The organism is Streptomyces sp. McG3 (genome assembly GCF_018619185.1).
Taxonomy (GTDB): domain Bacteria; phylum Actinomycetota; class Actinomycetes; order Streptomycetales; family Streptomycetaceae; genus Streptomyces.
On the sequence record NZ_JAAXYC010000244.1, the window covers coordinates 1 to 12531 of the forward strand.

A 12531-nucleotide genomic window follows, 5' to 3' on the forward strand; every position below is an offset into this window, starting at 1 on the left:
CAGGTCACCGCCCCCGCCGGCCTCCCCGGCCCGGCGGCGAGGACCGCCCGGCGCACCGGCCTCCTGGTCACCATGGTCCTCGGCGGACTCACCGCACTGCCGCCGCTGTCCATGGACATGTACCTCCCCGCGCTCCCCGCCGTCACCGACTCCCTGAGCGCCCCCGCCGCCACCGTCCAGCTCACCCTGACCGCGTGCCTGGCCGGAATGGCGCTCGGCCAGCTCGTCGTCGGCCCCATGAGCGACCGCTGGGGCCGCCGGCGACCGCTGCTCCTCGGCATGGTCGTCTACGTCCTCGCCACCGCCATCTGCGCCCTGGCCCCCACCGCCGAACTCCTCATCGGCTTCCGCCTCCTCCAGGGACTCGCGGGCGCGGCCGGCATCGTCATCGCCCGCGCCGTGGTGCGCGACCTCTACGACGGCGTGGAGATGGCCCGGTTCTTCTCCACCCTGATGCTGATCTCCGGCGTCGCCCCGGTCATCGCCCCGGTGATCGGCGGGCAGGTCCTGCGGATCACCGACTGGCGGGGCATCTTCGTCGTGCTGACCGCCGTCGGCATCGTCCTCACCCTGGTCGTCTGGAAGTGGCTGCACGAGACGCTGCCGCCCGCCGACCGCCACACCGGCGGGGTCGCCGACGCCCTGCGCACCATGCGCGGGCTGCTCGCCGACCGGGTCTTCACCGGCTACATGGTCGCGGGCGGGCTCGCCTTCGCCGTCCTGTTCGCGTACATCGCCGCCTCCCCGTTCGTCGTGCAGGAGATCTACGGGGCCTCGCCCCAGACCTTCAGCCTGCTCTTCGGGCTCAACTCGATCGGCCTGATCACCGTCGGGCAGATCAACGGCAAACTGCTCGTGGGCCGGATCAGCCTCGACAAGGTGCTCGGCTTCGGCCTCGCGGTGATCGTGCTGGCCGCCGTTGCGCTGCTGCTCATGACGGCCGGCGTCTTCGGCGAGGTCGGCCTCGTGCCGGTCGCGGCCGGGCTCTTCGTGCTGATGTCGGCGATGGGTCTCGCGATGCCGAACGCCAACGCCCAGGCCCTGATGCGGACCAAGCACGCGGCGGGCTCCGCCTCGGCGCTGCTCGGCACGTCCTCGTTCCTCATCGGCGCCGTCGCCTCCCCGCTGGTCGGCATCGCCGGCGAGGACACGGCCGTCCCGATGGCCGTGGTCCAGGTGGTGTGCGCGGTGGCGGCGGTGGCCTGCTTCCTGCTCCTGTGCCGCCCCTGGCAGCGAGCGGGCCGCGAGGCCGGCGGCCTCTGAGCCACCGCTGTCCGCCGCGGGCTCAGCCGGTGCGCGGGTAGCCGATCAGGTGCGTACGGTCCTGCCGGTCGGTCCAGCGGAACACCCCGACCCCGGTCGTCTCCGTGCCCGGCAGCCGCGCGTTGCGCGACAGCCGCTCGGTGCTCCAGGTGGCGAAGTCCATCGCGACCGGGAGCCCGCCGCCGGACAGCGCCTCCGAGGCGTCGCGCGCGTTCTCGGCCCCGTACGCGATGCCGTCGTCCGTCACCGTGGCCAGCGTCAGATGGGCGGCGCCGCCCTCGTCCTCGAAGCAGCGGCCCTGCTTCGCCTCCAGATCGAAGGCCAGGTTCCCGGCGATCAGGTAGTCGCCCGAGGGGGAGAGGACCGCCTGCGGGAAACGCCCCGGCTCTATGGCGGGCTTGTGGCACTCCACCGAGGTGAGGACCTCACCGGTCGCCGCGTCGTGCACCGCCCACAGCTCGTGCGTCGCCGCCCGCTTGGTCTTCTTCGCGGGCGCCCACTTCGCCAGCACCTGGTCCGGGGTCGTCGACGTCACCACACCGCTGCCCTTGTCGGCGCCCTTGGGCGCGACGTTCCGGCTGAACCAGCCGCCGCGCACCCAGAACTCCCGTGCTCCGCCCAGCAGCAGGCCCTCGGCGGTCTGCCCGTGCACCTCGGTGAGCTGCTTGCAGGCCGGGCAGCCCTTGGGGTACTTCAGCTTGTCCGCGGCCAGTTCGGACACCTCACCCGTGACCGGGTCCACCAGGGTGCTGTTCGCCTTCGCATCGCTGATCACGATGGACGGCCCGCTCGTGTTGACGTCCGGGGCGCCGGACCACGGCACCTCGACGCGCTGCCGGTTCCCGTTCGTCACGTCGTACAGATCGAGCGCGAGGAAGGTGCTCGACGGCGACAGCCCGTCGCCGACCTTCCCGTAGGACCAGGTCACGAAGAACTGCCGGTCGCCCTTGGCGACCGTGGCGAGCCGCGGATAGTGCAGCGGGTCCGGCTGCCGCCAGGCCTTGCCGCGCCAGCCCAGCTCACCGGTGGCCGTGTCCACGGTGCGCAGCCGGTAGCGGTTGTCCTTCGACCGCTCCAGATAGGCCAGCAGGCCCGTCGCGTGGGAGACGGCCACGTCGGGGGAGGAGCCGATGATCTCCCAGCCCCGGTCCGTCGTGTACTGCGGCGGAACGGTCAGCCGGGTCACCGGCCCGGCGCTCGGCAGCACCGGTTTCGCCGTTCCGTCGGCCCCGCCGTTCTTCCGGTCGTCCTCGTCGGGGCTGCCGCCACAGGTGGCCAGCAGCAGGAGCAGGGCGAGAAAGACCACCCCGCCGACGAGCGTCAGCCGCACGATCTTCTGCCTCATGGCTCCCCTGCTGGACCATCTTGATCTGGTGCCCTCCACGCGCGGGCCAGCGTAGCAACAGGCCCACGGCGGTGTGGAGTTCGCCGGATTCCCGTTCCGTACCGGTTACGTGAAGTCTTGGTGCGGACCCTTGCGGACCCTTGCGGACCCGCGCCGCCCGCGCACGTCTCTCCGTACCCCGGGGCCTGTCCCACCATTCCCGTCGTCGCCCGCAGGGCGGCCGCGCGGCGGACGGGAATGGCCGGACAGGCCCTGGGCCCCGGCGAAGCGGAATGCGCCCGCCGGGTCGCCTCCGCCCTACAATTCGGCGGTGAACGTCACCCTCCCCACCGCACAGTCCCTGCGCGCCGCGCTGGCCGGTCTGCTCGACGGACTGCCGCCCAAGCAGGCCGCCCAGGCCGTCGACCGGCTGATCGCCAGCTACCGGGGGGAGACCCCGACGGACGCACCGATCCTGCGGGACCGCTCCGACGTCGCCGCGTACGCCGCGTACCGGATGCCCGCCACCTACGAAGCCGTACGGTCCGCCCTCGACGCCCTGGCCGGGGCCGCCCCCGACTGGACGCCCGCCACCCACACCGACGTCGGGGGCGGCACCGGCGCGGCGGGCTGGGCGGTGGCCGGGGTCTGGGAGGGCCCGGCCACGACCGTCCTGGACTGGGCCGAACCGGCCCTCGCGCTCGGCCGTGAACTCGCCGAGGCGTCCGGGGTCCCGGGGCTCCGCGACGCCCGCTGGGAGAAGGCGCGGATCGGAGCGGCGCTGGAGCTGGCCCCGGTGGACCTGGTCACCGTCAGCTATGTGCTCAAGGAGCTGACCGCCGGGGCCAGGACCGAACTGGTCGACGCGGCGGCGGCGGCCGGACAGGCGGTGGTGATCGTGGAGCCCGGCACCCCCGACGGCTACACCCGGATCATCGAGGCCCGCGACCGGCTGATCGCCGCCGGGCTGAGCGTCGCGGCCCCCTGCCCGCACAGCGACGCCTGCCCGATCACCCCCGGGGCCGACTGGTGCCACTTCTCGGCCCGGGTCAGCCGCTCCTCGCTGCACCGGCAGGTCAAGGGCGGCTCGCTGAGCCACGAGGACGAGAAGTTCTCCTACGTCGTCGCCACCCGCTTCCCCACCGCCCCGGCGCCCGCCCGGGTCACCCGCAGGCCGCAGATCCGCAAGGGCCAGGTGCTGCTGGAGCTCTGCACCCGCGACGACGGCCTGGCCCGCTCCACGGTCACCAAGCGCCACGGCGAGCTGTACCGGGCGGCCAGAGACGTCGCCTGGGGCGACCCCTGGCCGCCGGAGAGCACCGGCTGACCGGATCAGCTCCGCAGCTCCTGGGTGCAGCACTTCACGCTGCCGCCGCCCTTGAGCAGCTCGCCCAGGTCCATCGGGACCGGCTCGAAGCCCCGGTCCCGCAGCGGGTCCAGGAGCCCCGTCGCCCCCTGCGGCAGCAGGACGTGACGCCCGTCGCTGACCGAGTTGAGGCCAAACGCCGCCGCGTCCGCCTCCCGGGCCAGCAGCGCGTCCGGGAACAGCCGGCGCAGCACCGCCCGGCTGCCGGGGGAGAAGGCGTCCGGGTAGTACATGATCTCGTCGGCCGCCGCGTCCAGCACGCACAGCGCGGTGTCCAGGTGGTAGTAGCGCGGATCCACCAGATCGAGCCCGATGACCGGCAGTCCGAAGAACTCCTGGGCCTCGGCGTGCGAGAGCGGACTGGACCGGAAGCCGCGCCCGGCCAGCAGGTACGAGGCGGTGACGGCGAAGTCCCCCTCGCCCTCGTTGACGTGCTCCGGCTCATGGACCTCGGTGAAGCCGTGTTCCCGGAACCAGTCCCGGTGCGCCCCGGCCTCCTCGAACCGCTCCCGGTACGCGAACAGCGCGCCGAGCACCCGGCCGCCGATCACCGTGGCGCCGTTGGCGGCGAAGACCATGTCGGGCAGGTCGGGACGGGGGGTGAGCAGCTCGACGGTGTGGCCGAGGGTGCGGTAGCGGTCGCGCAGGTCCTCCCACTGGGTCCGGGCCAGCGGCAGGTCGACGGGTTTGGACGGGTCCATCCACGGGTTGATGGAGTAGGTGACCCGGAAGTGCGCCGGGGCGCACATCAGGTAGCGACGAGGGGTGGCGTCACGGTTCAACTCGGGCTCCTCGCGAACGGCGGCCGGGGCCGCGGAACGGTGGGATGCGCACGGTCTGTGCGTGAGCCCATGGTGCGCCGTGCGCGCCGGATCCGCAGTCGATCGATCGGGTGGTTCACCGGACCGCCCGGTCACGGCCACCGCCCGGACGCCCCGCGCCGCCCGGCACGCGACCCCTGGGCATCACAAGACGATACGTATCGGCTCGTTCGGCGTTAGATTGGGCGTATGGCACCCACCAAGGCACCCGACTCCAGCCGCCGCAGCGACCGCTCCCGCCGCGCGATCCACGACGCCGCCCTCGCCCTCGTCGGAGAGGTGGGGTACCAGCGCACGACGATCGAGGGTATCGCCGCCCGCGCCGGGGTCGGCAAGCAGACCATCTACCGCTGGTGGCCCTCCAAGGCCGCCGTGCTGATGGAGGCCTTCCTCGACCTGGCGGGCCGGGCCGCCGAGGAGGCCGGACCGCAGTCCGACGACGCCGCGCAGGGCATCCCCGACACCGGTGATCTGGCCGCCGACCTCAAGCTCGTCCTGCGGGCCACCGTCGACGAGCTGAACGACCCGGCGCTGGAGGCCCCCACCCGCGCGCTGACCGCCGAGGGCATCGTCGACGCGAAGCTGGGCGCCGAATTCGTCACGAAGCTGCTCGAACCGCAGCTCGCGCTGTACGTCACACGCCTGCGGGCCGCCCAGGAGGCCGGGGACCTGCGCGCCGACGCCGACCCCCGGATCGCCCTGGAACTGCTCATCGGCCCGCTGATGCACCGCTGGCTGCTGCGGACCCTGCCGCTCACCCACGCGTACGCCGACGCGATCGTCGACTACGCCCTCGACGGGCTCACCCCGCGACCCTGACCCCGGAGGGCCCGGCGGGGGCCCAGGACCCACCGGCAATGGTGGGGGACGTCCGGTATGGGGTGACATCGGGCGTGATGGTGCTCACTCGGTGCGGTGGTACACGGCCCCGCTGGTGAACTCTGGCCACCCGAACCGCAGGATGGTGCGACGATGGACAGGCAACGCTGAGGTGAACTGCTGAGGTGAGGGGATAGATGGGCGCCGATTCCGGCCGTTTCCGCGGCACAGAGAGCAGGATCTCCCAGTGGCTGCGGCGACGTCCCAAATCACCGGGGGCCGAGGCCGACGAGTCGGCCAGGGTCGCGCTGCTCCTGGCGGTCGCCGACGCGGGCATGCCCATCGCCCCCGCCGCCCACCCCCTCGGATACCGATGTTCGTGCGAACGCATCGGCTGTCCCACCCCCGCCCGGCATCCCATCTCCTTCGCCTGGCAGACGCAGTCGACCACCGACCACGCCCAGATCGAGCGCTGGGCCGACAGCCAGCCGCTGGCCAACTTCATCACCGCGACCGGCATGATCCACGACGTGCTGGACGTGCCGCTCACCGCGGGCCGCAGCGCCCTGGAGCGCCTTCTCGACGCCGGCATCGACGTCGGCCCGGTCGCCCAGTCCGGCGAGGACCGGATGCTCTTCTTCACCGCCACCCGCGGCACCCCCGAGGACGAGGACGAGTGGTGGCCCTGCGAGCTGGACTGCCACCCCGAGACCATGGACGCCCACCCGGGCCTGCGCTGGCACTGCCGGGGCAGCTACGTCCTGCTGCCGCCCGCCCGGCTCCCCGGTGAGCTCGACGTCCACTGGGTGCGGGGCCCCGAGCACGAGCTGCCCGACCCGCTGACCCTGCTGGAGACCCTCACCGACGCCTGCGCGCGGTATGCGGGCAGTGCCGAGCAGAGCGAGCTGGACCACGACTCGATCGCCTGGCCGCTGAGCCGCTGAGCCGCTGGTCCACCGGTCCGTCGTGCGCCCGGCCGCGGGGGCGGGCGCCGTCGGATGTCGTCGGACCGCCCGGCGGCGCGGCGGCCCGAACGGCCGCCTTGCCTACTCGCCCTTCGCCGCGACCAGACCCGGCAGCCGGTTCAGCATCCGCACCTTGCCGCCGGATCCGGCACCGGACTCGGAGCCGGCCGCCCCCTCGCGCGGCGGGACGTGCACCAGCTGGCTGGAGACCCGCTCCTTCGTGAGACTGCTGTTCACCTCGCCGGTGAGCAGCGCCTTCACATCCGCGTTGACCTCGGGCCGCAGCCCCTTCGCCGCGGTCTGCCGCTCGAAGTGCTTGCTGCTGAAGAAGACCAGCGCCCCGCCGTCCTCGGTGCGCAGCCCGAGCGGCGCGAACGCCGCACTCGTCAGCGGCTGGTCGACGTACTGGTACGAGAACCCCGCCCGCCGCGTGGTGCGGCGCGTCTCGCGCCAGCCGGAGGTCGCCGTGGAGGGGGTGAACACATCAGGGGTGCCGCTCTGGAGATAGCCGGTGTACGAGGCGCTCAGCTCCGCGGGCGCCACGGCCAGACCGTCGTCCCCGGGCTCCACCGGGGTGGCGAACCCGTCCTCGTCCAGGGTGAACTCCGGTACCTGGGACGACGGGACGACCGCGAGATACGACGCCTTCCACAGCGCGTCGGGGCCCGACCGTACGAACACCACCAGCCAGCGGGTGTCCAGCTTCCCGCCGTCCTGGTCACGGTTGGAGTCGGTGTCCGCGAGGAACCAGCGCGGCCAGCCCGCCTTCTTGGGGACGACGTAAGCCGCGTCGTCCAGCACCAGCGGCTTGTGCGCCTTGTTGCCGTCGGGGTTGTACGTCTGCCGCGCCTTCAGCCCGGCCTGGTTGATCGCGCCGAGCGAACCCGTCACCCGGTCCGCGTCCAGCGCCGGATCGAACGCCTTGTCCGCCGCGTTGTAGGCGTCGGTGAACTCCTTGAGCGCCTGTGCGGCTTCCGGCTTCTTCGCCCCGGGCAGCACTTCCAGCTCCCCGTGCACCGTCACGCAGCCGCTCGCCGTCAGGCACAGCACCGTCGCCGTCGCGAGCCCCGCCGTCAGCCGGCCCAGCCCAGGGTGTCTCGTCATCCGCTGCTTCCGCGCCTTCTGATCCGTCGCCCGCACTGACCGTCGAAACCCTACCGGGGCGGCGGACGGCGCGCGGACGGGGACCGGATACAGCGTCCACACCGTGACCCAGGGCCTGTCGTCGAACCGCCGTCTGCCGGGCGACGACGGCGGTTCGACGACAGGCCCTGGCGGCCAAGCCGCCTCAGACCCCGCGCACCGGCACGATCAGCGGCCTGCCCGTACGCGGATGGGGGAAGACCTCCACCGGCTGCCGGTAGACCTCGCCGAGCAGCTCACCCCTGAACACCTCGTCCGGCGGGCCCAGTTCCGCGATCCGTCCCTCGTGCAGGACGGCGGCCCGGTCCGCGTACGCCCCGGCGAGGCCGAGGTCGTGCAGCACGACCACCACCGCGTCCCCGGCGGCGGCCCGGTCCCGGCAGATCCGCAGCACCAGCTCCTGGTGGCGCAGGTCCAGGGCGGCGGTCGGCTCGTCGAGCAGCATCAGCGGGGACCGCTGCGCCAGCACCCGGGCCAGCGCCACCCGGGCCTTCTCACCGCCCGACAGCGCGGAGTACGGGCGGGCCGCGAACCGGGTCACCTCGGTGGCCGCCATCGCCGCGGCCACCGCCGCGTCGTCCTCGTCCTCCCGCTCCGTACCGGCCCAGGGCGCCCGCCCCATCCGTACGACGTCCTCCACCGGGAACGGGAAGGACAGCGCGGTGGACTGCGGCAGCACCGAGCGGCGCAGCGCCAGTTCGGGCGCGGACCACGCGGCGGCCGGACGCCCGTCGATCCGCACCTCGCCGCTCCCGGCGGGCAGATCGGCGGCCAGCGCCGCCAGCAGCGTCGACTTGCCCGCACCGTTCGGCCCGACCAGGGCGACCACCTCGCCCGCGTGCGCGGTCAGACCGACGGAGTCCAGGACCTGCCGCTGCCCGAGCCGGACCGAAAGGCCGACCGCCTCGACGGCGGGGGAGCCGGGGGCCACGGGCGAAGGGAGCTCCCGGGGGCGTACCGCGAACAGGTCTCTCAGCGTCCTCATGCCCAACCACCTTGCTTACGACGGGTCCTGCGCAGCAGCCAGAAGAAGAACGGGCTGCCGAAGAGCGCGGTCAGCACCCCGAGCGGCAGCTCGGCGGGGGCCGCCACCGTACGGGCCGCGAGGTCGCCCGCCACCAGGACCAGGGCGCCGCCGAGCGCGCTGCCCGGGACGAGGAAACGGTGGCCGGGGCCGTTGGCCATCCGCAGCAGATGCGGGACGAGCAGCCCGACGAAGGAGATGATCCCGGCGACGGCGACCGCGGCGGCCGTCAGCAGCGCCACCACCAGCACCAGCACGATCCGCAGCCGCTCCACGTCCACGCCCAGGTGCCGGGCGGGCCGCTCGCCGAGGGCCAGCAGGTCCAGCTTGCGGGAGTGGAACGGGGCGATGAGGAGCCCCGCGAGTGCGCACGGCAGCACCGCGAGCACCTTGGGCCAGGTGGCCTGGGAGAGCGAACCGAGCTGCCAGAAGGTGATCTGGGTGATCTGCGCGTTGTCCGCGAAGAAGATGAACAGGCCGATCAGCGCGCCCGCGAACGCGTTGACGGCGATACCGGTGAGGATCAGCGTCACCACTTCGGTCCGGCCGCCGGACCGCGAGAGCGTGTAGACGAGCAGCACCGTGATCAGCCCGGCGATGAACGCGCAGACGGTGATGGTCCAGTTGCCGAAGAAGCTCAGGCCGAGCGCGATCGAGGCGACCGCGCCCACGGCCGCGCCCGCCGAGATGCCGATCACGCCGGGCTCGGCGAGCGGGTTGCCGAACACGCCCTGCATCAGCGCGCCCGCACAGCCGAGGGACGCGCCGACGAGCAGGGCGAGGGCGACCCGGGGGAGCCGTACGTTCCACAGGACGCTCTCGCCGACCCGGTCCAACTCCTGGCCGCCGAGCCCGATCCGGTGCTGTACGGAGGACAGGACGTCGCCGAGCGGGATGGAGTACGCGCCGATCGCCGCGGACAGCAGACAGCCGGCGAGCAGGGCGAGGGAGAGCACGGCGGTGAGCACGAACGCCCTGCTCCGGGGGGACTTGGCGGCGACGCCGTCCGCCCCTTCGCCCGGGGACTTCGGACCGGTCTCCGTGCGTTCCTCGTACGAGGTGGTCACTGGTCCGTGCCGCCCTTCGCGTACAGCTGCTCGACGATCTCGGCGAGCACCCGGTCGGTGCGCGGCCCGTAGTTGAGCAGCACCCCGTCGTCGACGGTGACGATCCGGCGGTCCATCCCGGCCGGGGTCTCCGCGATGCCGGGGATCTTCACCAGACCGTCCATGCCGCCGACCGACTCGAACCCCTTGGTCATCAGGAGGATCGCGTCCGGCGCCGCCTTGGCGAGCGCCTCGCTGGTGATGGCGGTGAAGTCCTTGTCCAGCCCCGACTCCTTGCCGGCGTCGACCGCGCCCGCCGCCTCCAGCAGCGAACCGGCACCGGACTCCGCGCCGCCCAGCAGATAGACGGAGGCCGAGCCGCGCAGGTAGAGGAAGGCGACCCGGGGCTTCTTGCCGCCCGCGTGGTCCGGGATGGACTTGCTGACGGCGGCGATCCGGGACTCGGTCCGCTCCTTGAGCTCGGTGCCGGCGGACGGTACGCCGAGGGCCTCGGCGACGGTGTCGATGCGGCGGCCGACGTCGGCGAGCTCCTTGGCGGGCTCGACGACGAGGAGCGGGATGCCCGCGTCGCGGATCTGGTCGATCGCCTCGGCCGGCCCGGTGGTGGTGTCGGCCAGGACGATCGTCGGCTTCAACGAGAGCACGCTCTCCGCCGACACGTCGTGGGCCCGGGTCACCACCGGGAGCTTCTCGGCCTGTTCGAAGGTGGCGGTGATGTCCCGGGCGACCACCTGCTTCCCGAAACCGAGGGTGAAGACGATCTCGCTCAGCGACCCGGTCAGCGGCACGATCCGGTCGGTGGACGCGATCGTGACCTTCGTGCCGTCCGCCGAGCCGACCGTCACCGGCAGCTTCGGCGCGGGCGGTGCGGCCAGCGGCTCGACCCGGTCGACGTCGGCCTTGCTCCCGGCGGACTTCGGCGCGGAGCCGCCGCCTCCGCCGCAGCCGCTCAGGACCAGGGCGAGAGCGACAGCGGCGGTGAGGGCGGCGGCCGCCCTGCCCCGGGCCGGGCGACGGGGAAAGGCCCGTCCGGTGTCCGGGCCCTCGGGGCCCTGGGGGCTCCTCGTGGCGAAGGCCTGCGAGATGTGCACGGGGCACCGTCCTGTCGTTCTGCGGCGTGCGGTCGGCCGTTCGCCGGTAACGGCGTGACCGGAGGGGTTCCGGCCCGGGCTGGAGATAGCTTAGGTTAGCCTTACCTGTGTATCCAGTCCTCGGAGGGGTCCCCATGCCGTCGTCCAGATCCACCCGCGCGCTCGCCGTCGCGCTCCTCGCGGTACTGCTGGGGGCCCTGCTCCCCGCCGCCACCGCGCAAGCGGCAGGCCGCACGGTGCAGGGCGGCCGACTGGACTGGGGCATCAAGTCCTCGTTCCAGAGCTATGTCACCGGCCCCATCGCGAGCGGCAGTTGGAGCCTGACCGGCGGCGCCGCCACGGTCGGCGGCAGCCAGTTCCGCTTCCACTCGGCGACCGGTTCCTACGACCCGGACACCGGGGCGCTCACCTCCGGCTTCTCCGGCGGCGTGCACTTCACCGGCCACAAGAAGCCCGACGGCAGCAACGAGCTGGACCTCACGATCAGCCGCCCCACCGTCCGGATCAGCGGCGGCAGCGGCATGCTCCACGCGGACATGGTCAGCAAGGAGCGGGGGACCGGCAAGGTCTCCAGCCGCTCCCAGGTGCCGCTGGCCAGGCTCGGCCTCGGCGGGATCGACATGAAGGGCGGTTCCACCCCCATCGCCCTCACCGACGTCCCCACCACGCTGACCGCCGAGGGCGCCTCCGCCTTCGCCGGCTACTACACCGCGGGCACCCCCCTCGACCCGATCAGCCTCTCCGTCGACACCCAGGGCGCGGCCGCCCAGCCGAAGCCGTCCGCGCCGGAGAAGAAGCAGGACGAGGACGAGGACGAGAAGGGGAAGGCGGAGAAGAAGGACAGGGAGAAGGCGGGCCGCTTCGAGGACGCCGCCGTCGACTGGGGCGTACGCCGCACCTTCCGCGAGTACGTCACCGGCTCCATCGGCCAGGGCGAGTGGACGCTCGCCGACGGCGCCCAGGACGGCGGGGCCCTGTTCCGCTTCCCGCAGGGCAAGGGGACGTACGACGCGAAGAAGCAGACGCTGGACGCGGACTTCGGCGGCAGCGTCCGCTTCACCGGCGCCCACGACCTCGACCTGAAGTTCGCCGGCGTCACCGTCGCCGTCGCCAAGGGCGAGGGCACCCTGTCGGCCGACGTCACCAGCGCGGGCACGACCACCGAGGACGTCCCGCTCATCACCTTCGCCGCCCAGGACTTCGCGCCGAAGGACGGCCTCGCCGCCCTCACCGAAGCCCCCGCCACCCTCACCGCCGACGGCGCCAAGGCGTTCGGCTCCATGTACAGGGCGGGCACCGCGATGGACCCGGTCTCGCTCGCCGTGGCCGTCGACGAGAAGGCCCAACTGCCCGCGCTGCCGGACCTCGGCAGTGAGCCGACGAAGGCCGCCGAGCCCACGGAGAAGGCCGTCGAGGAGCCCTCCGCCGCACCGGCGGCCGCCTCCTCCGACTCCGGCCCGGGCACCGGCACCTGGGCGGGAATCGGCGGCGGTGTGCTGCTCCTCGTCGCGGCCGGGGCCTTCTTCGCCCTGCGCCGCCGCGGCTCCGCGCAGGGTCCCGGCGCCGACGCCACCACGGGCCCCGACGCCCCCAAGACCTCCTGACCCGGCACCCATGAGCGCCTTATGGGTCGTCACCCCCTCCCCCC

Annotated in this window: 10 protein-coding genes and 1 pseudogene; 5 read left to right on the forward strand and 6 right to left on the reverse strand. The window is 73.2% G+C overall.

Features of this window, described 5'->3' with window-relative positions:
- Positions 1-1263 (forward strand): multidrug effflux MFS transporter (locus HET64_RS29115; RefSeq protein ID WP_215110140.1); only part of this gene is annotated, 1263 nt, incomplete at its 5' end.
- Positions 1264-1285: 22 nt separating this feature from the next.
- On the opposite strand, the gene HET64_RS29120 is transcribed toward HET64_RS29115, so the two are convergent.
- Entirely contained in the window at positions 1286-2608 is a 1323-nt protein-coding gene (locus HET64_RS29120; RefSeq protein WP_215110141.1) for a hypothetical protein, read from the reverse strand.
- A 310-nt stretch (positions 2609-2918) separates the two neighbouring features.
- Here HET64_RS29120 and HET64_RS29125 point away from each other — a divergent pair, with 310 nt between their 5' ends.
- Entirely contained in the window at positions 2919-3914 is a 996-nt protein-coding gene (locus HET64_RS29125; protein WP_215110142.1) for a small ribosomal subunit Rsm22 family protein, read from the forward strand.
- A 5-nt stretch (positions 3915-3919) separates the two neighbouring features.
- Here HET64_RS29125 and ddaH read toward each other — a convergent pair.
- Positions 3920-4756: pseudogene (gene ddaH / locus HET64_RS29130) on the reverse strand (dimethylargininase); the annotation flags it as partial.
- A 207-nt stretch (positions 4757-4963) separates the two neighbouring features.
- On the opposite strand from ddaH, the gene HET64_RS29135 reads away from it, so the two are divergent.
- On the forward strand, positions 4964-5593 hold the full coding sequence (locus tag HET64_RS29135) for a TetR/AcrR family transcriptional regulator (protein ID WP_215110144.1): 630 nt from the start codon (positions 4964-4966) through the stop codon (positions 5591-5593).
- A gap of 197 nt (positions 5594-5790) precedes the next feature.
- On the forward strand, positions 5791-6537 hold the full coding sequence (locus HET64_RS29140; RefSeq protein WP_215110145.1) for a bifunctional DNA primase/polymerase: 747 nt from the start codon (positions 5791-5793) through the stop codon (positions 6535-6537).
- A 102-nt stretch (positions 6538-6639) separates the two neighbouring features.
- Here HET64_RS29140 and HET64_RS29145 read toward each other — a convergent pair whose 3' ends face one another.
- The 4 genes from HET64_RS29145 to HET64_RS29160 form a co-directional block, all read right to left on the reverse strand.
- Positions 6640-7662 carry a hypothetical protein gene (locus tag HET64_RS29145; RefSeq protein WP_215110146.1) on the reverse strand — a complete coding sequence of 341 codons (1023 nt, stop codon included), beginning with the start codon at positions 7660-7662 and terminating at the stop codon, positions 6640-6642.
- Positions 7663-7846: 184 nt separating this feature from the next.
- Positions 7847-8686, reverse strand: a complete 840-nt coding sequence (locus tag HET64_RS29150; RefSeq protein WP_215110147.1) for a heme ABC transporter ATP-binding protein — start codon at positions 8684-8686, stop codon at positions 7847-7849.
- Positions 8683-9792 carry an iron ABC transporter permease gene (locus HET64_RS29155; protein ID WP_215110148.1) on the reverse strand — a complete coding sequence of 370 codons (1110 nt, stop codon included), beginning with the start codon at positions 9790-9792 and terminating at the stop codon, positions 8683-8685. The genes HET64_RS29150 and HET64_RS29155 overlap by 4 nt, the downstream gene beginning before the upstream one ends.
- Complete coding sequence (locus HET64_RS29160) at positions 9789-10883, reverse strand: ABC transporter substrate-binding protein (protein WP_215110149.1); 1095 nt, start codon at positions 10881-10883, stop codon at positions 9789-9791. The genes HET64_RS29155 and HET64_RS29160 overlap by 4 nt, the downstream gene beginning before the upstream one ends.
- Positions 10884-11017: 134 nt before the next feature.
- Between HET64_RS29160 and HET64_RS29165 the strand changes: the two genes are divergently transcribed.
- A complete protein-coding gene (locus HET64_RS29165) occupies positions 11018-12487 on the forward strand; it encodes an HtaA domain-containing protein (RefSeq protein WP_215110150.1) in 1470 nt (489 codons plus the stop codon).
- Positions 12488-12531: the final 44 nt, after the last annotated feature.

What these genes read in the sequence shown, in the direction of transcription:
- HET64_RS29120 (WP_215110141.1), bottom strand. Translation starts at nt 2,608, where the DNA reads ATGAGGCAGAAGATCGTGCGGCTGACGCTCGTCGGCGGGGTGGTCTTT.
- HET64_RS29135 (WP_215110144.1), top strand. Translation starts at nt 4,964, where the DNA reads ATGGCACCCACCAAGGCACCCGACTCCAGCCGCCGCAGCGACCGCTCC.
- HET64_RS29140 (WP_215110145.1), top strand. Translation starts at nt 5,791, where the DNA reads ATGGGCGCCGATTCCGGCCGTTTCCGCGGCACAGAGAGCAGGATCTCC.
- HET64_RS29145 (WP_215110146.1), bottom strand. Translation starts at nt 7,662, where the DNA reads ATGACGAGACACCCTGGGCTGGGCCGGCTGACGGCGGGGCTCGCGACG.
- HET64_RS29150 (WP_215110147.1), bottom strand. Translation starts at nt 8,686, where the DNA reads ATGAGGACGCTGAGAGACCTGTTCGCGGTACGCCCCCGGGAGCTCCCT.
- HET64_RS29165 (WP_215110150.1), top strand. Translation starts at nt 11,018, where the DNA reads ATGCCGTCGTCCAGATCCACCCGCGCGCTCGCCGTCGCGCTCCTCGCG.